This is a genomic window from Nostoc sp. 106C (genome assembly GCF_002154725.1).
Lineage (GTDB): Bacteria > Cyanobacteriota > Cyanobacteriia > Cyanobacteriales > Nostocaceae > Aulosira.
Map to the genome: position 1 here is coordinate 36,114 of NZ_MTAW01000140.1, position 24,657 is coordinate 60,770.

At 41.2% G+C, this 24,657-nt stretch carries 13 protein-coding genes; 9 read left to right on the top strand and 4 right to left on the bottom strand.

Annotated elements, in window-relative coordinates; all coding sequences use genetic code 11:
* Window positions 1-8 precede the first annotated feature (8 nt).
* The 4 genes from BV375_RS21815 (at window position 9) to BV375_RS21830 (ending at window position 8,105) form a co-directional block, all read left to right on the top strand.
* Window positions 9-4,382: a non-ribosomal peptide synthetase gene (locus tag BV375_RS21815; protein ID WP_086764152.1), complete on the top strand. Its 4,374-nt coding sequence runs from the start codon at window positions 9-11 to the stop codon at window positions 4,380-4,382.
* Window positions 4,363-5,775, top strand: a complete 1,413-nt coding sequence (locus BV375_RS21820; protein ID WP_086764154.1) for an aspartate aminotransferase family protein — start codon at window positions 4,363-4,365, stop codon at window positions 5,773-5,775. Before BV375_RS21815 ends, BV375_RS21820 begins: the two co-directional genes overlap by 20 nt.
* A gap of 83 nt (window positions 5,776-5,858) precedes the next feature.
* On the top strand, window positions 5,859-6,665 hold the full coding sequence (locus BV375_RS21825; protein ID WP_086764156.1) for a cupin-like domain-containing protein: 807 nt from the start codon (window positions 5,859-5,861) through the stop codon (window positions 6,663-6,665).
* Window positions 6,666-6,779: 114 nt separating this feature from the next.
* Window positions 6,780-8,105: an MFS transporter gene (locus tag BV375_RS21830; protein ID WP_086764158.1), complete on the top strand. Its 1,326-nt coding sequence runs from the start codon at window positions 6,780-6,782 to the stop codon at window positions 8,103-8,105.
* 263 nt (window positions 8,106-8,368) lie between these two features.
* On the opposite strand, the gene BV375_RS21835 is transcribed toward BV375_RS21830, so the two are convergent.
* The 4 genes from BV375_RS21835 to BV375_RS21850 form a co-directional block, all read right to left on the bottom strand.
* Window positions 8,369-9,043: a response regulator transcription factor gene (locus BV375_RS21835; RefSeq protein WP_086764159.1), complete on the bottom strand. Its 675-nt coding sequence runs from the start codon at window positions 9,041-9,043 to the stop codon at window positions 8,369-8,371.
* A 67-nt stretch (window positions 9,044-9,110) separates the two neighbouring features.
* Complete coding sequence (locus BV375_RS21840) at window positions 9,111-10,526, bottom strand: HAMP domain-containing sensor histidine kinase (RefSeq protein WP_086764161.1); 1,416 nt, start codon at window positions 10,524-10,526, stop codon at window positions 9,111-9,113.
* A 44-nt stretch (window positions 10,527-10,570) separates the two neighbouring features.
* Window positions 10,571-11,305, bottom strand: coding sequence for a DUF4079 domain-containing protein (locus BV375_RS21845; protein WP_086764163.1), 735 nt, complete (start codon window positions 11,303-11,305; stop codon window positions 10,571-10,573).
* 190 nt (window positions 11,306-11,495) lie between these two features.
* Window positions 11,496-11,876, bottom strand: coding sequence for a hypothetical protein (locus BV375_RS21850; protein ID WP_086764165.1), 381 nt, complete (start codon window positions 11,874-11,876; stop codon window positions 11,496-11,498).
* Between the two features lie 253 nt (window positions 11,877-12,129).
* Here BV375_RS21850 and BV375_RS21855 point away from each other — a divergent pair, with 253 nt between their 5' ends.
* The 5 genes from BV375_RS21855 to BV375_RS21875 all read left to right on the top strand — a co-directional run bounded on the left by BV375_RS21855 (window position 12,130) and on the right by BV375_RS21875 (window position 24,421).
* Window positions 12,130-13,113, top strand: coding sequence for a DMT family transporter (locus tag BV375_RS21855; RefSeq protein ID WP_086764167.1), 984 nt, complete (start codon window positions 12,130-12,132; stop codon window positions 13,111-13,113).
* Window positions 13,114-13,780: 667 nt separating this feature from the next.
* The gene (locus tag BV375_RS21860; protein WP_086764175.1) at window positions 13,781-20,401 is read left to right on the top strand and encodes a HAMP domain-containing protein; all 6,621 of its coding nucleotides are present in this window, start codon (window positions 13,781-13,783) and stop codon (window positions 20,399-20,401) included.
* 112 nt (window positions 20,402-20,513) lie between these two features.
* Window positions 20,514-21,356 (top strand): protein-glutamate O-methyltransferase CheR, encoded by an 843-nt coding sequence (locus tag BV375_RS21865; protein ID WP_243714007.1) that lies wholly within the window; start codon window positions 20,514-20,516, stop codon window positions 21,354-21,356.
* Entirely contained in the window at window positions 21,322-21,969 is a 648-nt protein-coding gene (locus BV375_RS21870; RefSeq protein ID WP_086764169.1) for a chemotaxis protein CheB, read from the top strand. Before BV375_RS21865 ends, BV375_RS21870 begins: the two co-directional genes overlap by 35 nt.
* 331 nt (window positions 21,970-22,300) lie before the next feature.
* Entirely contained in the window at window positions 22,301-24,421 is a 2,121-nt protein-coding gene (locus tag BV375_RS21875; protein WP_086764171.1) for a response regulator, read from the top strand.
* Window positions 24,422-24,657: the final 236 nt, after the last annotated feature.

Sequence of the window (24,657 nt, forward strand, 5' to 3'; positions counted from 1 at the left end):
CATTAATAATGAACAAGAAAAATATTGAAAATATTTATCCGCTTTCACCTACGCAACAAGGCATACTCTTTCACACCCTTTATGCCCCAAAATCGGGAGTTTATGTCGTTCAAAGTTGTTATACCTTCAGTAAAACTCTCAACATTGCAGCTTTTAAGCAAGCTTGGCAACAAGTTATCAATCAGCATCCTATTTTACGCACCTCGTTCTACTGGAAGCAGCACAAAGAACCGTTTCAGGTAGTACATAGAAATGTAGAGTTACCTTGGCAACAACATGACTGGCAAGAATTCTCTGTATCTGAACAACAAGAAAAGCTAGAAGCGTTTTTACAAGCCGACCGTCAGCAAGGGTTTGATATTTCTCATGCACCCCTAATGCGTTTGACACTTATACAGGTAGCTAAAGAAACTTATCATTTTATTTGGAGCAGCCACCATCTAATTTTAGATGGCTGGTCTGGGGCTTTGATACTTCAGCAAGTATTCCAGGCTTATGAAGCACTATGTCATGGGCAAGTTGTAGCTTTATCACGCTGTCGTCCTTATGCAGACTATATTGCTTGGCTAAAACAGCAGGATTTATCACAAGCAGAAGCATTTTGGCGCAAAGTTCTGCAAGGTTTTACTGCACCTACGCAGTTGCGGGTAAGTAGTTCCGCAAATGACGCAACAGGATATGATGAGCAGTCACTAAAGCTATCCCCAGCCACAACTGCCGCACTAAAATCTTTAGCACGACAGCACAAGGTTACTGTCAATACTTTAGTACAGGGAGCTTGGGCTATACTCCTCAACCGTTATAGTGGGGAGGAAGACGTTGTTTTTGGCGCGACTTCTGCGGGTCGTCCACCTGCATTAGTTGGTTCAGATTCAATGGTAGGGCTGTTTATTAACACCTTGCCAGTGCGGGTGCAAGTTTCTGGGGATGAGTTACTGATTCCTTGGCTGCAAAAACTCCAGGCGCAACAGGTAGAAGCGCAGCAGTATGAATACAGCCCCTTAGTGCAAGTTCAGGGATGGAGTGAAGTTCCTAGAGATTTGCCTCTGTTCGAGAGTATTTTGGTGTTTGAAAACTATCCTGTAGACGCTTCTTTAAAAGTATGGGCTACAGAAATGCAGATTCATAATGTGCGGTCTGTAGAAACTACAAACTATCCCATCACAATTAAAGCAGGGGTAGGTACAGAATTAGCGTTAGAGATTGTGAGCGATCGCTTTCGTTTTGATACAGCTACCATCACCCGAATGTTAGGACATTTGCAAACATTATTAGAGGGTATGGTTGCCAATCCTCACCAATCTCTCTCTTCATTACCTTTATTGACAGCAGCCGAAATCCACCAACAATTAATAAAGTGGAATAATACGCAAACAGAGTATCCCAAAGATAAGTGCATTCATCAATTATTTGAGGAACAGGTAGAAAAAACACCGGATGCTATTGCGGTAGTTTTTAAAGGCAAGCAATTAACTTATCAAGAACTAAATCAGCGTGCCAATCAGTTAGCGCATTATCTCCGAAAATTAAATATCAAAGCAGAAGTTCCAGTTGCTATTTGCCTGGAACGTTCCTTAGAAATGATTATTTCTATACTAGCTATCCTCAAAGCTGGAGGCGTTTATGTACCAATAGATCATACATATCCATCAGAACGTTTAGCTTGGATGCTAGAAGATATACAGACACCAGTACTATTAACTCAAAAAAACTTATTAACTAAATTACCCCAATTTCAAGTTAAAGTTGTTTGCTTGGATCGAGAGAAAGAGACTATTAGCCAAGAAAATAACATTAATCTAGTTACTGAAATTAATCCTCAAAATTTAGCCTATGTGATGTACACTTCCGGTTCAACTGGAACACCTAAAGGTGTAAGTGTCATTCATCAAGGTGTAGTCAGGCTAGTGCAAGAAACTAATTACGCTAAGTTAAATGCACAAGAAGTTTTCTTGCAAGCTGCGCCTATTTCATTTGATGCAGCCACTTTTGAAATTTGGGGTTGCTTGTTAAATGGTGGAAAGCTAGTGTTATTTCCAGGTGACACTACAACTTTGTTGACAGATTTAGGAAAAGTCTTGCGGCAATATCAGGTTTCAACATTATGGCTGACTGCCAGTTTGTTTAACTTAATTGTAGATGAACGATTAGAGGATTTAAAGCAAGTACGACAACTTTTAGTTGGTGGTGATGTTTTATCTGTTACCCATGTCCAGAAGTTTTTACAAGAGTGCCAAGACTGTCAGCTAATTAACGGTTATGGCCCAACAGAAAATACGACATTTACCTGTTGCTATCCTATTACTGCTGATAGCAAAATAGAAAATTATGTTCCTCTCGGTCGTCCTATTGCCAACACCCAGATTTATATATTAGATAATAATTTGCAACTTGTTCCTGTTGGTGTTCCTGGTGAATTATATATTGGTGGAGACGGTTTAGCGCGGCATTACTTTAACCGTCCAGATTTAACAACTAGTAAATTTTTGCCTAATACTTACAGTAATATTCCTGGCTCATATCTCTATAAAACGGGAGATTTAGTTCGCTATTTGGAAGACGGCAATATTGAATTTTTGGGACGCATCGACCAACAAGTAAAAATTAGAGGCTTTCGGATTGAGCTAGGAGAGATTGAAGCGATTATTTCTCAACATCCTGCTGTGCGGCAAGCAGTTGTAAATGTACAAAAAGATATTAGCGGTAATAAGTTTTTAGTAGCTTGCTTTCTTCCAGAAACAGAATCAACAGTTACAGTTCGTGACTTGCGTTGCTTTTTACAAAATAAGCTACCTGAGTATATGTTGCCTACGGGATTCGTAGAATTACAAACATTACCATTGACTACCAATGGCAAAGTTAACCGCAAACTTTTACCAGGATTTGATCAGAGTCATTCAGAGTTAGAAAAAGTTTATGTAGCACCACGTAATACTCAAGAAGAACAACTAACACGAATTTGGGCAGAAGTCCTTGGTTTGGAAAAAATAGGAATCTATGATGACTTCTTTGAGCTGGGGGGAAATTCCTTGCTAATCATGCAGTTGTTTGCCCGTATCTGCCAAGTTTTTAAAATAGATTTACCTATACAAACTATATTTGTAGCGCCTACTGTAGCAGCTTTTACTCAAAGGTTAAAAAATGCAAATATTGCTCATTCTACCTTTGATTTAAAAGCCGAGGCTGTATTAGATCCAGCAATTAATTGTGAAGGTAAACAGCTTGAAGAAATAACTAATCCTGCTTGTATATTCTTGACTGGCGCAACAGGTTTTTTAGGTGCTTTTTTATTAAATGAACTTCTCCAACAAACTCAAGCAGATATCTATTGTTTGGTGCGTGCTGCTAACGCCGAGCAAGGAAAGCAAAAACTACGTCGTACTCTGGAATCTTATTTCATTTGGAATGAATCTCAAAGTTCAAGAATTATTCCAGTTGTAGGTGATTTATCTCAACCACTTCTGGGGCTTTCCCAAGTGCAGTTTACAGCACTAGCCAAGAAACTTGGTGTTATCTATCACAATGGTGCATGGGTACATCATGCTTCTCCATACTCCACACTTAAGGCTGCAAATGTATTGGGAACACAAGAAGTTTTAAGATTAGCCAGCCAAATAAAAATTAAGCCTGTACATTTTATTTCTACTGTTAGCGTTTTTTCTGCACCTCAGGGTACTGGAGTTAAGTTAGTTAGCGAAGAATCTAATCTAGATGATTACCAAATACCAGAAGGTGGTTACGCTCAAAGTAAATGGGTAGCAGAAAAGTTAGTTAATATTGCACGCGATCGCGGTTTACCAGTTTCCATCTACAGGCCAGGAAGAATATCAGGACATAGTAAAACTGGTGCATTTAATCCCAATGATTTCTTCTACAGATTACTGATAGGATGCGTCCAACTAGGTAGCGTTCCCGAACGAGAATTTTTCGATAGTTTAGCGCCTGTGGATTATGTCAGCAAAGCTATCGTTTATTTATCTAGACAACAAGAATCTTTAGGTAAAGCTTTTCATGTACTAAATCCAGAGCTTCTTGACTTAAATATATTGTTTAATGTAGTTCGCTCTTTTGGCTATCCATTGCAACAAGTCTCTGAGGAGCAATGGCAACTAGAACTAACGAAAATTGCTGAGAATTTTCCAGAACATCCTCTCTATCCTTTAATTCCATTATTTACTCTGAAAAAGAACACTGAAGCGACATCAAACTTTATAAAACTTGAATTTGATTGTAGCAACACACAACAGGGTCTTACAGGTACTTCTATTGTTTGTCCAATCACAGATGAGAAGCTACTTTCCACATATTTTTCTCACCTAGTTCGTAATAATTTTGTCTCGGCTCCAAAAGCAACTGAAATATATGCAAAAAACAATTTCTAAACTACAGCAACCTAATAGCTCACCAGAAGATGTACAAAAAAATTATTTACAGCAATTTATCACTGACTACAACCAACTTACCAAAACATCTAAAAAACTGACACAAAACTATCGTTTTACCTTAGCTGATAGTCGAGTTCCCGCAGGTTTCAATTTAGCGCTAAAAGAAATGTGCTATCCCATTTTTGCGAAAAAATCCTTGGGTTCCAGAATTTGGGATGTTGATGGGAATGAATACGTAGATGTCACAATGGGGTTTGGCATAAATCTGTTTGGTCATAACCCATCTTTTGTGAAAACAGCGTTACTAGAACAGTTAGAACAAGGTATCCAACTTGGCCCCCAAACAGAATTAGCTGGCGAAGTTGCTGAGTTAATCGCTGAAATGACTGGAATGGAGCGAGTTACTTTTAGCAATACAGGTACGGAAGCAGTAATGGCAGCTATTCGTATCGCTAGAGCCGCGACAAAGCGTAACAAAATAGCTATATTCTCTGGCTCATATCACGGTCATTCTGATGGTACTTTAGTTGAAGCTAAAAAAATAAATGGCAGCTTACAAATATTACCAACAGTTCCAGGCGTTCCTCCTAGAATTGCTGAAGATGTTTTGATTCTAGATTATGGTAGTCCTAAATCATTAGAATTAATAGAAACTTATCAACATGAATTAGCAGCTGTTTTAGTTGAACCTGTACAAACTAGCCGTGCTGATTTACAACCAAAAGAATTTCTTCATCAACTTAGGCAATTAACAACAGAATTGGGTATTGTCTTAATTTTTGATGAAATGGTAACAGGTTTCCGTATTCATCCAGGTGGCGCACAAGCATGGTTTGGTGTTAGCGCAGATATGGCTACATACGGAAAAATTGTTGGTGGCGGTTTACCTATAGGTGTCATTGCTGGTAAAGCTGCCTATATGGATAAAATTGATGGGGGTATGTGGAACTATGGCGATACTTCCTTCCCTCAGATAGAAACAACATTGTTTGCAGGTACGCATTGTAAGCATCCTTTATCTTTAGCTGCTGCAAAAGCTGTGCTTAACTATCTCAAGACTCAAGGTGCAACGTTGCAATCAAATTTAAATCAACGCACAGCAGAGTTTGTTAATACTTTAAACGCTTACTTTGAAGCTGAAAATATACCTGTGAAGATGGTTAATTTTGGCTCATTGTTTGGCCCTGCTGCTTCTGGAAATACTACTAACTCAGAACAATCCATACCACTGGGTTTAAGTTTATTAACTTATCATTTAATCAAGCGAGGGTTATTGAGCCGAGGTGGTAGTGGCTTCTTATCAACGGCGCATACAGATGAAGATATCAATTACATAATTCAGGCTGTGAAGAATAGTATAAATGACTTGCGCTCTGGATATTTTTTGTAGGGTTAATCCAACTTTATAGTCTACATGATGCAGCTTATTTAAGAGCGATCGCCTGAAAAATTCACTCAAAAAATCCAAGTAATATGCAACTTAAACCTATTGAACGCATTGAAAAACCAACTGTAGAAGAATTTCAGTATGAGTTTGTCATGCAAGACAAGCCAGTAATTATCTCTGGTGTTGCTAATGAGTGGCCAGCTTGTTATTTGTGGAAACCGGAGGCTTTTAAAAGTATGTTTGGTGATGTACGTGTTCCTGTGAGACAGAGTGATAATGAAATAGATGTATTTTTTGGGAAATCTACAGCACTAACAGAGATATCAATCGCTGATTATATAGATAGCATTGAATCACTCAATACAGATAGTCAACGCCCATCATATCTTGGAAATCTTTCTTTAACTTCGCCCCAGGCTCAAGAATATTTTGAAAAGTTAAAGCTTCATTTCGATTTTCCTAATTATTTTCCAGATAATAATGGTATTGATATTCGCATTTGGATGGGAGCAGCTAATCAAAAATCAACTATCCATAACGACCCAGACCATAACTTTAATGCTCAAATATTTGGCAAAAAAGTCTTTTTATTATTTGCACCAGAAGAATATAAAAATCTTTACGTAAAAAAGATTGACGATGAGCTTTGGTCAAGCCCTATTGACCCACAACAACCAAACTTAGAAATGTTTCCCCTATTTAATGAAACTAATGGATTAGAAGCTGTTTTGAATGTAGGAGATATACTTTTTATTCCCGCTTTTTGGTGGCATCAAGCCTTATCTCTTAGCACCACCATAAATATTAATATGTGGTTATATACCAATAAAATATTTAAATTTTGGGAACAACATTCTGCTTTTAGTTGTAATTGTACTAAAGCTGAAAATTAATTCAAAGCAAATTATTTTTAAGGCTTATTTTAAAGCAATGTTTTGCTTTAAAAGTCTGAGTTCTTTAATTTTTACAATATTAATTCTATCTGCAATTACCTTAGGAATTAAATTTTGATAAAAAAAGATATTTATCAACCAAAATTTCGCACTTTTCTCCTTATTTGGAGTACTCAGTTGCTGTCAATGCTTGGCTCTGAAATGACTGATTTTGCCATTACACTTTGGGCTTGGAATATTACAGGCAAAGCAACTTCTTTATCCTTAATTCTCTTATTTAACCAATTACCTAGATTAATCACGACTCTATTTGCTGGCATAATTGTTGACCGTTATAATCGCAAGCTGTTGATGATTTTGGGGGATGCAGCATCAGGTATCTCTACTATTATTATCTTTTTACTTTATTTAACTAATCACCTAGAAATTTGGCATATATACGCATCTGCTGCCATCCTTGGCCCCTTTCGCCACCTCCAGTATTTCGCATTTTCAACTTCGATTTCTCAGGTCGTTCCAAAACAGCATTACACTAGGGCTGTTGTCATGAGTGAACACATAGGTCAGTTTAGCTCGAATATCATAGCACCAGGGCTAGCTGGGGCACTTTACTATGTAATCGGTCTGCAAGGTATTTTATCGTTTGATATAGTTACATTTATTCTGGCGATCGCCGCTATCTGTATCGTACATATACCCCAACCTATACCGTCTGAAACAGACTTAAAAAGCGCAAAAATTTGGCAAGATTTGACCTTTGGTTTTCGCTATATTATTAAAAGTACTGGCTTACTGAATCTTCTATTATTCTTATTCATTTTTCACTCAATTGATTCTATTATTTTTGGTATACATTCATCTTTCCTTTTAGCTCGTAGTGGTAGCAATCCCGCAGTCTTTGCCAGCATCCAATCTGCTATTGGTTTAGGTGGTCTAGTTGGTGCTTTAGGGCTGAGTGTCTGGGGCGGTCTTAAACCCCGCATTCACGGTTTATTACTAGGCATCATATTGCACTACAGCATCATGATGGTCTTTAGCTTGGCAACTTTACCCGCAATTTGGATGATTACCAGCTTTTTGGCCTCTGTATTTTGGCCGTGGGTTTCTAGTTCAAATCAAGTAATCTGGCTATCTAAAGTACCACCTAATGTGCAAGGCCGAGTCTTTACTACTCGCTATCTATTCACTCTCATCGCTTCACCTCTGGGATTAGCGATCGCTGGGCCGTTAGCGGATGATTTTTTCCGCCCAGCGATGATGCCTAAAGGTAGCTTAGCGCCTATATTCGGCAGCTTACTCGGTACTGGTTCTAGTTCAGGGATGGCGCTGCAATATGCTCTGTTTTGCTTCTTGGGTGTGCTTCTTGGTTTAGCTGGGTATGCCTGGCGGAGGCTGCGAAATGTAGAAAGTATTGTACCTGACTATGATGCTGGAGAGTGATAATTGAAGGCTTAAGCTCTGCTTAAGTTACCTGGTATTTTTTAAAGTTTACAAGGCGTGAAGCGTAAAGCCCCCAACTAAAGTACGGGGGCTTTACGTCGCTCGCAATTTGACACTCAATTTCTACCGTGAACAGATATTTAAAGATATAGCACAAGTCTAACGACTCTGCTGTTTTGGTTTGGATATACTCAAACAACTTTTTAGAATGAAATAGCCTTGAGCTTTGATTATTTTCCAAAAATAACAAAACAGGCTTATAACTATTCTCGGAGTACATAGCCCACACCACGCACCGTATGAATCAAGCGTTTTTCATGATTTTCTTCTAGCTTTAGACGCAAGTAACGGATGTAGACTTCAATGATATTGGAATTACCCATAAAGTCATAACCCCAAACTTTCTGTAGAATTTGGTCTTTAGTTAATACCTGACGGGGATGTGAAAGTATATACTCTAATAAATCAAACTCTTTTGCCGTTAATTCAATTTCTCGATTACCTCGGTAAACTTGGCGAGTACGATGACTTAAACTTAAGTCTTCAAACTGTAAAATGTCCTGATTTGATTCTTGAGTACGGCGTAAATGAGCGCGGATTCTAGCTAGTAGTTCTTCAATACTAAATGGTTTGACCACATAATCATCTGCTCCGGCATCCAAACCTGCTACACGATCGTTAACTTCATCTTTTGCTGTCAATAATATTACTGGTATAGAGATACCAGTTGCCCGCAGCCGACGACAGATTTCTAAACCTGACAGTCCTGGTAGCATCCAATCAAGAATGACTAAATTCGGTGATAACTCTCGTGCTAAAGTTAAACCAGTGATTCCATCATGTGCCACATTTATATTGTAACCTTCACTATTTAATTCTAATTCAACAAATCGCGCTAGTTTAACTTCATCTTCAACTAAGAGAATATTTGCTGACATATTTTTGCTCTTATAGCAGATAGATAGAGTCAGAAGAGAATTATCACTTTCAACTACCTTTACTAAACTATGTAGGTAAAGTTATTGTAAACACACTTCCTTCTCCTAACTTGGATTGTACAGATACACTACCACCCATAGCTTCTACAAGTGTTTTAACAATTGATAAACCTAAACCAGAACCTCCAGTGGTTTGAGAGCGGGATTCATCTACGCGGTAAAATCGCTCAAAAATCCGTGTTTGATATTGTAAAGGAATGCCATACCCTCGATCAAAAACTTGAATAATCGCTTTGTCATAAATTTGATTTAGCTTTATACTTACAGGCGTACCAGCATCAGAATACTTAATAGCATTGTCAATCAAATTTAGCAATGCTTGTTTAAGACGACTATAGTCTGCTTTGATTTCAATGGGGTAACTTGTTGACTCAATTGTAATTAAGCGATCGCTATACTTTTGTGCCATCATAACGACTTCTTCAATTAAGTCATTCAGTACATAAGACTTCATCTGAAAATGTAAATAACCACTATCTGCTCGTGCTAAATCAAGTAAATCTTGTAGCAAGCGAATGGTACGTTCAGTTTCTGATGCAGCAGTTTCTAAAGCTTCTTGTTGAGTTTCTGTTAAGTTATTCTGCCGTCGTAAAACGCTTTGCAAATAACCATGCACAATTGTCAAAGGTGTACGTAACTCGTGAGAAACGTTACTCACAAATTCTCGCTCTTGCTCCCAAGATTGCCAGAGACGCGATAGTAGCATGGTTAAAGTTTGAGCTAATTCTTTGACTTCACTAGGTGCATTATCAACATATAGTTGTGCTTGTCCTAAATCTTTTATAGAAATTACAGAAGTCATTTGATTTAGTTGACGTAGTGGTTGCAGAGAACGTCTAATATAAAATGTCATTATAGCTATCGTCAAAATAATTGCCGAAATACTAGCAATATTCAAACTCTGCACCATCGCCATAAACACAGTTTGTTCGCGAGTAATATCCTGTGCTACAAAGAGCTTACCCAGTAACTTACCCTGCACTTGCAAAGAACCACTACTTAAAACAAAGTAGCTTTGATTAACTTTGTAAATTTGTGCTTTAATCTGCATATTACTTAGAGACATCAATTGAGTCACTATAGAATCAGATAACAAATCCAAAGTTATAGATTTCACCAGTATTTTATTATCACTTTTTACCCATAATAATATTTTAGTATTTCCTAAGTTATCAATAGCCTTCTGCAACCCGGTTTCAGGTTGCATCATTTCACTATAAATTTGTATATCATGTGGCAAGCGTTGAGTAATTTGTTCTATATTCTGTTTATAACTATCAATCAAAAATTGCTGCATTTTCCAACGAGTCCATGCAGCGAAACTACCTAAAATCAAAGCTGAAAACGTAGCAATACCAACTGTTATGCGTAGTTGTAATGAGAATGGGTCAAGATATATCCATTTTTTTTTTGTTTGATTCACTGTTTTAGTTTGAGTTGATAAAAAAGATGTTGATTTTTATATTATTAATGATTTTGGAGTAAAGAAGATGGCTGAATAGTACAGGATTTTGTATCACATTTTTGTTCGTAAAGTATCTTAATATAGGGTTCCTGCCAAGTAAGGGGAACTTCTAATAATGCCCGCGTTCCTGTTATTCCCTGCCCAAGAAATAGTAAAAGGGCGATGAAATTAAGAATGATGTGAACTTTGCGCCAACCATTGATTTTATCTTGATAAATGTCTCGCAATATGGAGAGTGAAAAAATCATCAATAGAGCAGCAGTTAGCCCATAGTAGTAGTGAGAAATATACCATTGGTCAGTTTTGCGATAGACACCATCTTGACAACCAAGCACCACTAATGCCATTCCTGTCAGGGTTGCAAATATGCCGCGCCATTTTTTCTCCTTTGCTTGATAAAGTAAATATAAAGAAGCGATCGCAGCCACAAACAATAGCCCGATAAAGATTACCTGAAATGGGGATTTCATCCAAACTTGATTGTCTGAAATATTATTTATAATATCGTTAGCAAAAGCTATTAAAACAATACCAACAACTGCTCCAGTTAGCCATTGCCCCAACTGGACGTGTTCTTGTCCTACAGTGGGGGGAATTTTGCTTTTACCCGTAGCTAAAGTTTGTAATCGGCGTTGACGGACTTGTAAAGCGCGGTTGACAATGATACCAATTAATGGAAAGACTACAAGTACAGCGATCGCTGGATGTAACAGCAGGATAATATCTTTAGATTCCATATCTGATCTCTCACCAAAAGTGACAAATTCGTTTTCTCAAACAATGCCTTTGGACTAATTCTGCGGTTATTGGCAACTGCTAGAAAATTCCAGATTTCGGATAAATTTTGGGGTAGCGCTTGGCACTACCCATTTTTAGATGCTTATGAAGCAGTACACTGCACTTAAACAAACATCTACAACTCAAAAATTACTTAACTTCATCGGCAGCGAACTTAGTGACTTTACCCTTTTTAACTGCAACTATCACATCGTAAGTAGAACAATAAGCAAAGGTCACATTATTAGCTTTGTTATAAAGATTAACCACCATACCTGCACCACCAGGTTGAACAGCAAGCGGCTCAAGATCGCCAAAAAAGAAACGACGTAATTCGTCACCACCACCAAACTGACCCTTGTGCTTGATGACCAAATCAATCTTTTGTTGAGTAGTCAAACCTGTAGCATCTTTCATTTCTGCGGCTGATGCTTGCATCAGGGAAGGACTCACAGTTTTAAGTGGAACATTACAGGCTGCTAACATCCCAACAATAGCAACACTTGTAAGCACAGAAGAAGCGATTTTCATTTGTTTTTCCTTATGTTGAAGCTCCTCAATGAACTAAAGCATCTCATCTGCTACTGAGGCTCAAATGAAACAAGTCTATTAATTATCTGAATTTATCCATTGGGAAAATTGAGTTTATACTCAGCAGATTCTCAGTAAGTTATGATATTCTTCTATCTCAGCTTGCTTTAAGTGTTTTCTCAGATTCATCTCATGTAAAATTAAGCAAGTCGGATGAGTATAGGAAAGAGTATTTCCTGGCAGTGGTGTTATTGTGAGCAGAGCGAGAAGATGGCATCCTTCTATCGATAAAATTCCAGGTCAAACCTATCTCTGGTTAGCAATCTTGATTTTTGGAGCCTCTAGTGCAGTTACCCGCAAACTGACACAAATTGGCGCTCAACACTTCATAGATGGTCGAAATCCGATTTCTTTATGTAATGTTTTATTCGTAGGAAATCTCTGTGCTTTGATGGTTCTGTTACCTATTTATAGGCAACAGTGGCACAAAAAGACTTTGAAGCTACTGTCAAAAAAAGATTGGTTGGCGCTGACAGTAGTAGCTATTTTATCTGGAGCGCTGATTCCTGGTTTAGTTTTCCAAGCATTAGCATTAACAGAAGTTAATAATATTATTTTGGTTGGACGCTTAGAGCCACCTCTAACTATAGCTTTATCAGTCTGGTTATTAAAAGAACAGGTAAATCGTTGGGAAATTGTCGGAGCGATCGCTGCATTTGTCGGTGTTACCCTTACTATTATTCTGCAACCTTCACAGGCAGCTACGATCAACATGGGTGTTTTAAGAGTGGGTGTTGGGGAATTTTTAGCGGCGGTCGCTGCCGTAGCTTCAGTCGCTTCAACGATTATTGTTAAAGTCAGAATCTCCAATATCCCAGTCGGAATCTTTAGTATATTTCGTACTGCTTTAGGAACTGTAATATTTTTCTTTGTTGCTTTAGTTTTCTATGGCAGCAACCATTTTATAGATGTATTCTCACCTTTCCTGTGGCAGTGGATGCTTGTTTATGGTGCTGTGATTGTAGTGTTAGGTCAGTTATTTTGGCTCAAAGGCTTAAGAGCTTCTACCGTGTCAGCAGCTTCCTTAGCAGGCTCTTTTACACCAATTGTGGGAATTATAGCAGCTTATTTAGTACTGGGGGAAGCTCCTACTCTAGCCCAGTATATTGGTGGTAGCTTGATTTTAGTTGGCATATTACTAAGCCAAGTTGGTATTTGCCTCCAGATTTATCGTTAACTCTCAAGAAAAACATTTTATAACGCTTACCTTGTAAGGATTTTAGGTAGTTCGGCGATCGCCTTTTGAGCGTCTTTCTCTGGTATTTCTTGCCGTGATACTACCTCTGGGAGTGTGATAGTTTGCAGACCCTAACTTATCATTGTCTCCTCTTACACCTGTTTTATTAGCCGATATTATCTCCTAGTCTTGTTCAAAAATCAAATAGGAGTCCTATAGTTCGGTTGATATGTGTAAGAAGAAAATCTTGCTCTAATATCAAAAAGTATATGGAATTGCTTACGATGCTAAAAGCGATCGCTTTTTTGTCACAGGTAAGCTTTGGTCAATTTTGGAGAAATCAGTTGAATTCAGGAGAGCAATATTTAGTCATTGTCATGGTTGCGTAAAAATCTTCCTCCTAGCGAAATAGGTCTAAAGAAATAGGTAATAAGACTGGTTAAATATTTACTGTGCAAAATATCCTATAACCAGCTATCTTAAGGACGATGCAAAAGCTATCATTGGCTAAGTAAGGTTCCAACAAGCGTTGGCAGCAGCCTTGTTTAATGGATATAGGCATAGGGTTAAGTTAACCCCGGCCAAAATAACGCCAATTATGAACTTAACAGTACCCCCAAGCAGTTAGGGGGAGTAAAAGATATATAAATTCCTAAAGGCTATGGCTATGGCAACTGAACAGTTAATCAAAGAAGGCGACAATTTAGATTTAAAACTACTATTGAGAACGCTAAATGCTGCCAAGAAAGGCGATTTTTCTGCTCGGATGCCCATTGACCAAACAGGCATAGCCGGAAAAATTTCCGATACACTTAACGACATTATTGAACAGAATGAGCGAATGGCGGCAGAGATACAGCGAATTGGTAATGTTGTTGGTAAAGAAGGTAAGGTTTCGGAACGCGCTTCTTTAGGAAATGTTCGCGGTTCTTGGTTAAGTTGCGTTAATTCTGTTAACACACTAATTACAGATTTAGTTCAGCCAACAGCAGAAACTACACGTGTAATTAGAGCTGTAGCTAATGGCGATTTATCCCAAACGATCGCACCAGACATTGAAGGCAGACCCCTCAAAGGAGAGTTTCTCCAAACTGCCAATATTGTCAACACAATGGTAGAACGCCTCGGCTCCTTTGCATCGGAAGTAACCAGGGTGGCTCGGGAGGTGGGAACTGAAGGTAAGCTGGGTGTGCAAGCACAAGTTAGCGGTGTGGCTGGTACTTGGAAAGATTTGACTGATAACGTCAACTTAATGGCGGGTAATCTTACCGGACAAGTGCGGAATATTGCGGAAGTTGCCACTGCGATCGCCAACGGTGACCTGTCGAAGAAGATTACAGTTAATGTAAAAGGCGAAATTCTCGAACTCAAGAACACCGTCAACACGATGGTGGATCAACTCAACTCCTTTGCCTCAGAAGTAACCAGGGTTGCCCGAGAAGTGGGAACCGAAGGTAAGTTGGGCGTACAAGCAGAAGTGCGTGGCGTGGCTGGGACTTGGCGGGATCTTACCGAATCAGTGAATATGATGGCAGGTAATTTGACCGCCCAAGTACGTAATATTGCGGAAGTGACCACAGCTGTAGCAAACGGCGACCTTTCTAAAAAAGTTACGGTAGATGTGAAAGGCGAAATTTTAGAGTTGAAAAACACCGTCAATATCATGGTAGATCAACTCAACTCCTTTGCCTCAGAAGTAACTAGGGTGGCGCGCGAGGTGGGTGCAGAAGGAAAACTCGGCGGTCAAGCGGAAGTGCGGGGTGTGGCAGGTACATGGAAAGACCTCACTGACAGCGTGAACTTCATGGCGGGCAGCTTGACAGCGCAAGTACGGAATATTGCCGAAGTGACCACGGCGGTGGCAAATGGCGACCTTTCCAAGAAAATCACCGTGGATGTGAAAGGCGAAATTTTGGAGTTGAAAAACACCATCAATACAATGGTGGATCAACTCAACTCCTTTGCATCGGAAGTAACCAGGGTTGCCCGCGAGGTGGGAACCGAAGGAAAATTAGGCGTACAAGCGGAAGTGCGGGGAGTTGCAGGTACGTGGAAGGATTTGACCGATAACGTGAACCTGATGGCAGGAAATTTGACTGCTCAGGTACGTAATATTGCAGAGGTAACAACGGCGGTAGCGAATGGCGACCTCTCGAAGAAAATCACTGTGGATGTGAAAGGCGAAATTTTGGAGTTGAAAAACACCGTTAATATCATGGTGGATCAACTTAACTCCTTTGCATCAGAAGTAACCAGGGTTGCCCGAGAGGTGGGTGCAGAAGGAAAACTGGGCGGTCAAGCGGAAGTGCGAGGTGTGGCGGGTACGTGGAAAGACCTCACTGACAGCGTGAACTTCATGGCAGGCAGTTTAACGGCACAGGTGCGGAACATCGCAGAAGTGACCACAGCGGTGGCAACTGGCGACCTTTCCAAGAAAATCACTGTGGATGTGAAAGGCGAAATTTTGGAGTTGAAAAACACCATCAATACAATGGTGGATCAACTCAACTCCTTTGCATCAGAAGTAACCAGGGTTGCCCGAGAGGTGGGTAGTGAAGGAAAGTTAGGTGTACAAGCAGAAGTGCGCGGGGTAGCGGGGACATGGAAAGACCTCACCGACAGCGTGAACTTCATGGCAGGCAGTTTGACGGCACAGGTGCGGAACATCGCAGAAGTGACAACGGCGGTGGCAAATGGCGACCTTTCCAAGAAAATCACCGTTGATGTGCGGGGCGAAATTTTGGAGTTGAAAAACACCATCAATACAATGGTGGATCAACTGAGTTCCTTTGCATCGGAAGTAACCAGGGTTGCCCGGGAGGTGGGAACGGAAGGGAAACTGGGTGTACAAGCCGAGGTGCGAGGCGTGGCAGGCACCTGGAAAGATTTGACTGGTGCGGTGAATATGATGGCGGGTAATCTTACCGACCAGGTGCGGAACATTGCGGAAGTTGCGACTGCGATCGCGAATGGCGACCTCTCCAAAAAAATCACCGTGCAAGTTAAAGGTGAAATTTTGGAGTTGAAAAACACGCTTAACATCATGGTGGATCAACTCAACTCCTTTGCCTCAGAAGTAACGCGGGTTGCTAGAGAAGTGGGAAGTGAGGGCAAGCTGGGCGTACAAGCAGATGTGCGAGGTGTAGCTGGTACGTGGAAAGACCTCACCGACAGCGTGAATTTCATGGCGGGCAGTTTGACGGCCCAGGTGCGGAACATCGCCGCAGTCACCACGGCGGTGGCGAATGGCGACCTCTCGAAGAAAATTTCTGTGGACGTTAAAGGTGAAATTTTGGAGTTGAAAAACACCGTCAACACGATGGTGGATCAACTCAACTCCTTTGCCTCGGAAGTAACGCGGGTGGCGCGAGAGGTGGGAACCGAAGGAAAACTGGGCGTACAAGCCGAGGTGAAAGGAGTCGCGGGTACGTGGAAAGACCTCACCGACAGCGTAAACTTCATGGCGGGCAGTTTGACAGCGCAAGTGCGGAACATCGCGGAAGTGACAACGGCGGTGGCGAACGGCGACCTCTCGAAGAAAATCACCGTTGATGTGAAAGGCGAAATTCAGGAACTGAAAAACACCATCAACACAATGGTGGATCAGCTCAACTCCTTTGCATCGGAAGTAACGCGGGTGGCGCGGGAGGTGGGAACCGAGGGTAAATTAGGTGTACAAGCCTACGTCCGAGGGGTAGCTGGCACCTGGAAAGATTTGACCGACAACGTGAACTCAATGGCGGGGAACCTGACAGCCCAGGTGCGGAACATTGCGGAAGTGACCAAGGCGGTGGCAAACGGTGACCTCTCGAAGAAAATCACCGTGGATGTGAGAGGTGAAATTTTGGAACTGAAAGACACCATCAATACAATGGTGGATCAGCTAAGTTCCTTTGCCTCGGAAGTAACACGGGTTGCTAGGGAGGTGGGAACTGAAGGAAAATTAGGCGGTCAGGCGCAAGTCCAAGGTGTAGCCGGGACTTGGAAAGATTTGACCGACAACGTGAACTCGATGGCGGGTAATTTAACAGCCCAGGTGCGAGGTATCGCCAGAGTTGTGACGGCGGTGGCAAATGGGGACTTGAAACGCAAATTAATGCTGGATGCTAAGGGAGAAATTGAAACCCTAGCAGAGACAATCAACGAAATGATTGACACCCTTGCCACTTTCGCAAATCAGGTAACCACAGTGGCGCGGGAAGTGGGAATTGAAGGAAAGTTGGGCGGTCAAGCTAAGGTGCCTGGTGCAGCCGGAACTTGGAAAGATTTGACCGACAACGTGAACGAACTAGCTGCAACTCTCACCACCCAGCTACGAGCGATCGCAGAAGTGGCAACAGCGGTAACAAAAGGCGATCTCACCCGATCGATTGCCGTGGAAGCTTTAGGAGAAGTAGCGATCCTCAAAGACAACATCAACCAAATGATCGCTAACCTGAGAGAGACAACGCAGAAAAACACCGAACAGGATTGGTTGAAAACGAACCTGGCGAAGTTTACCCGGATGCTGCAAGGTCAGCGAGATTTAGAAACTGTCTCCAAATTAATTCTCTCCGAACTTGCACCTCTAGTAGGAGCGCAACATGGCGTCTTCTACATGATGGAAAATCCAGAGACTCAGCCCTATCTCAAACTATTGAGTAGTTATGCTTACCGCGAGCGGCGACACTTGGCTAACCGCTTTTTCATGGGTGAAGGTTTGGTAGGACAGTGTGCTTTGGAAAAAGAGCGAATTCTACTCACAGATGTGCCTAGTGATTATGTCAAAATTAGCTCTGGTTTAGGAGAATCTGCGCCACTGAATGCGGTAGTTTTACCTGTGTTGTTTGAAGGGCAAGTGACAGCAGTAATTGAATTAGCTTCCTTCCGCCGCTTTAGCGAGATTCATCTCACATTCTTCGACCAACTCACCGAAAGTATTGCGATCGTGTTGAATACGATCGCAGCTTCGATGCGGACTGAAGAATTACTCAAACAGTCGCAATCTTTAGCAGAAGAACTACAAACCCAGCAAAACGAACTGAGAGAAACCAACAAGCGTCTAGAACAGCAAGCTCAATCACTCAAAGCTTCTGAAGATTTACTCAAAGGACAGCAAGAAGAGTTGCAACAAACCAACGCGGAATTAGAAGAAAAAGCCGAGTTGCTGGCCCTGCAAAAGAAAGAAGTCGAGCGCAAAAATCTAGAAATTGAACAAGCCAGAAAGTCTTTGGAAGAGAAAGCGGAACAACTAGCACTCTCATCTAAATATAAATCTGAGTTTCTGGCAAATATGTCCCACGAACTGCGGACACCACTCAACAGCTTGTTGATTTTGGCAAGGCTGTTAACAGACAACATGGAAGGCAACCTCACAAGTAAGCAAATTGAATATAGCCAGACAATTTACTCAGCCGGTAATGACTTGTTGACGTTGATCAATGACATTTTAGATCTGGCGAAAATCGAATCTGGAACGATGTCAATTGACATGCACCAGATGTTATTTTCTGAGTTAGGCGATCAACTAGAGCGCACTTTCGGGCAAATCGCGCAGAACAAAGGACTCACCTTTGCGATTGAATTTGCTCCCGAATTACCGAAAACCTTATACACCGATAGTAAACGTTTACAACAAGTACTGAAAAATTTACTTTCCAACGCCTTTAAATTTACAGAGCGTGGGCAAGTAGGCTTAAGGGTGGAGGTAGCTAAGGAGGGTTGGAGCGTTACGCATGAAAGCTTGAATCGCGCCCAGACTGTGATTGCTTTCTCTGTCAAGGATACAGGTATTGGTATTGCCCCAGAAAAGCAGAAAGTGATTTTTGAAGCCTTTCAACAAGCCGATGGTAGCACCAGTCGCAAATACGGCGGTACAGGATTGGGCTTGTCAATTAGCCGCGAAATTGCCCGCCTGTTTGGTGGCGAAATCAAACTTGTCAGTACCCCCAATCAAGGTAGCACCTTTACTTTCTACCTACCGCAAACAAGTCCAGAGTTACGGGGATTAACTTCTGAGCCTTTAGCACCAAGGTCACTCCCCATCTCTAACTCTCATTCTCTCAAGGCGCAGTTACCACTAACCAGTCTCAACTCCTCACCACTGAATGACGATCGCGCTATTCTGGCAGAAGATGATCGCGTACTGCTGATTGTGGAAGATGACATTAACTTTGCGCGCATCCTCCTAGATATGGCACGACAGCAGGGATTTAAGGTAATTACTGCCCAAAACGGCAGTATTGGACTCACCCTAGCACAGCAATTCCAGCCTTCAGCTATCTTACTGGATATCCGCTTGCCAGAAATGGATGGTTGGACGGTGCTAGATCGGCTGAAACATAACCCCCATACCCGTCACATCCCCGTACATATCATGACGGTTGAGGAAGGGCGACAACGCGGTTTGCAACTCGGAGCGATCGCATATCTGCAAAAGCCTTTAACCAGCGAAACAATTTCCGAAGCTTTAACTAAAATTAAAGGTTTCATTGAACGCCGGGTGAAAAACCTCCTAGTAGTTGAAGATGACGATACCCAACGCCACAGCATTGTCGAATTGATTGGCAACAGCGACGTGACTACCACGGCGGTGGGTACGGGTGCAGCTGCCCTGGAAGCCATTCGCTCTCAGTATTTTGATTGTCTGGTGCTAGATTTAGGACTACCAGATATGACGGGTTTTGAATTAATCGAGCAAATCAAGCTGCTACCCAATGGGGAATCTTTACCTGTAATAGTTTATACTGGGCAAGAACTAACTAGGGTACAAGAAACCGAACTGCGCCGCATAGCAGATACAATCATCGTTAAAGACGTGCGATCGCCTGAACGTCTGTTGGATGAAACCGCATTATTCTTGCACCGAGTCCAAGCGAATTTACCTGCACCCAAGCGAGAAATCCTCGAACAGCTACACGCTAGAGACTACTTACTCACAGGAAAGAAAGTACTAATTGTAGACGACGATGTGCGCAACATCTTCGCCTTAACAAGTATGCTAGAGCGTTATCAAATGCAGGTTGTATATGCGGAGAATGGTAGAGAGGGGATTGCGCTTTTGGAAAATACATCAGATATTGATATTGTTTTGATGGACGTAATGATGCCAGAAATGGATGGTTACGAAACAACACGTTTAATCCGCCAAAACAATCAATTGCGAACCCTACCGATCATTGCACTCACTGCTAAAGCCATGCAAGGCGATCGCGAAAAGTGTATTGAAGCAGGTGCATCCGACTACATCACTAAACCTGTAGATACGGAACAGTTGCTTTCTTTATTGCGCGTTTGGCTATATAGATAGGCGTCATGAGGAAGTAGGGGGACAAGGGGGACGAGGAAAATAAATTTTAGATTTTAGATTTTGGATTTTAGATTGAATCCAATCCAAAATCTAAAATTGTTTCCAATGCCCCATGCCCTATGCCCTATTTCCAATGAACCCACATTTAGAAGACATCGAAATTCAACTTTTGCTAGAGGGCATATTCCAATACTATGGTCTGGATTTTCGGAATTATGCCCTAGCTTCCCTCAAACGCCGCATTTGGAATACTATTCATTCAGAAAATTTAACTACTATATCCGGCTTACAAGAAAAAGTTTTGCACGATCGCGAATGCATGGAACGGTTTTTGCTGAATCTTTCAGTCCATGTCACCGCCATGTTTCGCGATTCTAGCTTTTATCTTTCTTTTAGAAACAAAGTCGTACCGATATTAAAAACTTATCCTTTTATTCGGATTTGGCACGCTGGTTGTTCTACTGGCGAAGAAGTTTATTCTATGGCAATCTTGCTGCAAGAAGAAGGACTTTACCATCGTTCTAGGCTCTATGCCACTGACATGAATGAAATGGTTTTACGCAAAGCCAGGGACGGGATTTTTCCTTTAGAATTGATGCAGCAGTATACACACAATTATTTACAATCTGGAGGGAAAACTTATTTTTCAGAATATTACACTGCCGCTTATGATGGTGCAATCTTTCGCTCATCTCTAAGAGAAAATATCATCTTCTCACCGCATAATTTGGTCACGGATAGTTCTTTTAATGAATTTAATGTAATATTGTGCCGCAACGTCCTAATCTACTTTGATAAATCCCTACAAGCAAGGGTGCATCATCTATTGTATGAGAGCTTAGTTAGGTTTGGCATTTTGGGTTTAGGACGCCAAGAGTCACTGAGGTTTACACCTTATGAGAAACAATATGAGGAATTAGATGGCCGTGAGAAGCTTTACCGGAGAACTGGTTAGAAACCAAAAAATTATTTCTCGCCCCTACTTTGAACTCGTTGTGATTGGCGCATCATTAGGAGGGTTAAATGCCCTGACAGCTATTTTGGGAAGTTTACCAAAAAACTTTCCTGTACCTATAGCTGTGGCACAACACCGTCACCCTCATAGTGATGATTGCTTAAGCGCTTTATTACAAAACTATAGTAATTTAATTGTCAAAGATGCCGAAGACAAAGAAGAAATCTTACCTGGGACGGTTTACTTAGCTCCTGCTGATTATCATTTGTTAGTCGAAGCTAGAGGTTCTAGAGAATCTCCCCACTTTGCGCTGTCAACAGAAGCAGCCGTGACTTATACACGACCATCAATTGATGTTCTGTTTGAGTCAGCTGCCGATGCTTATGCTCAAAAAATTATAGGTGTAGTTTTGAGTGGAGCTAATCATGATGGTACAAGAGGGCTGACGAGAATTAAAGCACTGGGCGGTAAAACTGTAGTCCAACAACCTCAAACAGCTGAATGCCAAATCATGCCCGCAGCGGCGATCGCATCTGTAATTATAGACAAAGTTCTGCCACTGACAGATATTGCCAGCTTCTTAACCCACATTTGTTTCCCCATGCTGTTGTAGGAAGGTAGAGAGTAGGCGATTTTTTAAAAAATCAAACCGGATTACTGTATTAAACTAGGACTGTTGTGCAGAAGTCCAAATACCATTCTCTTACCCAAACAATATTGCCAACGCTAGGCGCAGGGTATGTTATCTTTATTTCCGCCACGTCACACTAATTTAAGATTATCTGTGTAAAGAATTATTAACAAAATTCACTCTCAAGGAAATCTCACTCCGGAAAGGTTGAAATTTGTAACCTGAGATAGTTGTAAAACTCTTCTATAAAGTCGAAAGTCTATAAAAAAGCGTAGAAACTAATTTTTAGTCTACCTAGGAGTCTATACCCATAATGCCGTCCGAACTACCAGTTAATATTCTCCTGGTTGATGACCATCCAGAAAACTTGTTGGCTTTAGAAGCCATATTACAAAGCCTAGGTCAGAATCTGGTAAGGGCGACATCGGGTGCCCAAGCTTTGAGATGCTTGCTCAATCAAGACTTTGCTGTAATTTTGCTCGATGTGCAAATGCCAGAAATGGATGGATTTGACACAGCAACGCTAATTCGGCAACGAGAGCGATCGCGTCATACCCCAATCATTTTTTTGACTGCCTTTAGTACTAACGAGTCAATGGTGTTTAAAGGGTATTCTCTGGGAGCAGTAGACTATCTGTTTAAGCCAATTGAACCGGAAATCTTGAAATCGAAAGTTGCAGCCTTTGTCGATTTGTTTCAGAAAACGGCAGAGGTGGAACGACAAGCTGCTCAACTAGCAGCCTTGAATGCCAATTTGAGAAAAAGCGAAGAACAGTTTCGTTCTTTATGTGCTAGCTCACCTATAGGCATTTTTTTAATAGATGTTTTAGGCAATTGTACTTATACTAATCGCCGCTACCAAACAATTTTAGGGATTTCTAGCGAGGAATGTTTAGGAAAAGGCTGGTTGCGATCGCTAGCCACCCAGGATAGAGAAAAAATATTTATAGATTGGTCTTTTTGTGCTCAGCAGGGGAGAGAATACTATAACGAGTTTAGTATCCTCATATCTGGGGGAATTGTTCGGTGGTTAACCTTGCGCTCTTCACCAATGCTTTCCGATCAAGGCGAAGTCATTGGTTATGTGGGCACAGTAGAAGACATTAGCGATCGCAAACAAGCAGAAGAAGAACGAGCCAAATTGATCCGCGAGCAAGCAGCACTCAAAGAGGCGGAAGCAGCAAACCGCATGAAAGATGAGTTTTTAGCTACCTTGTCTCACGAACTCCGCACACCCCTCAACTCCATCCTTGGTTGGTCTAAACTACTACGCAATCGCAAACTAGATGAGAAAGCTACTGCACGTGCTTTAGAAACAATAGAACGCAATGCACTTTTGCAGGAGCAACTGATCGAGGATATTTTGGATGTCTCCCGGATTATTCGTGGCAAGTTATTTTTAAATATCTGCCCCGTTAATTTAGTATCGGTAATTGATACAGCAGTAGATACTGTACGTCTGCAAGCTGAAGCCAAAAATATTTTATTTGAGTTTGTCATTGCACCCACAGAAGTGGGGAACATGGAGAAAAAGAAAAAAGTACAAAGCAAAAGCCAAAATAATGGTTATGTCTCAGTGGCTAATCATTTAGCCTCACCATTTATGGTCTCTGGCGATCCCGATCGCTTACAACAAGTTGTCTGGAATTTACTCACTAATGCTATCAAGTTCACACCACAAAACGGTCGGGTAGAAATTAGACTATCAACAATTAGGGGTAAAGAAACAAAAGACAGCTATGCTCAAATTCAAGTAATTGATACGGGAATTGGTATAAAACCAGACTTTTTAAAATATGTTTTCGATCGCTTTCGTCAAGCTGACGGTAGTACAACCAGAAGTCACACTGGGCTGGGGCTAGGACTAGCGATCGCGCGTCACTTAGTAGAATTGCACCACGGGACTATTCATGCTGATAGCCCTGGTGAAGGAAAGGGAGCAACCTTTACTGTCAAATTGCCTCTGTTGCAAGTAAAGTCTGAGGAAAGCCAAGAAAAAGAAGGATTAGAGGAAGCGCTTTCTGTATCTCTACCGCCATCACCTTTAAATAATATACGGTTACTAGTTGTAGATGACGATATTGACACACGCCATTTTCTCACCATAGCACTACAACAGGCTGGCGCTGAAGTGAGGGCAGTGACATCGGTAAACGAAGCACTCTCAGCAATTCAAGAATACCCACCAGATATCTTAATTAGTGATATTGGGATGCCCGAAGAAGACGGCTATACACTAATCCGCAAACTTAGACGCCTTGAACCAGAGCGAGGAGGACGAATTCCGGCGATCGCGTTAACAGCCTATGCTAGAGAGGAAGACACTACACAAGCTCTAGAAGCTGGCTTTCATATGTATGCCGCTAAGCCAGTTGAACCCGCTAAACTGATTGATATGATCGTCAAATTGTCAGAATTAAATTGTTATCACTAAGGCATCAAGTAAAAATAAGTAGTGCGAGCCGAAAAGCTTGCGTTGGCTTTCCGTCCCGCACTACAAATATTAAATTGTTCAACTTATTTTTACACGACTCCTAAAAGATTTTGAGGAATATGAATTAGAGCAATGGCTCTAATTCATATTCTCGTTCAGGAACACCTAGCCTGAGAGCGTTATACCAATTCACTAAAACTGTGATACAGATAAAGAAGGAATAAATATCAACGAGT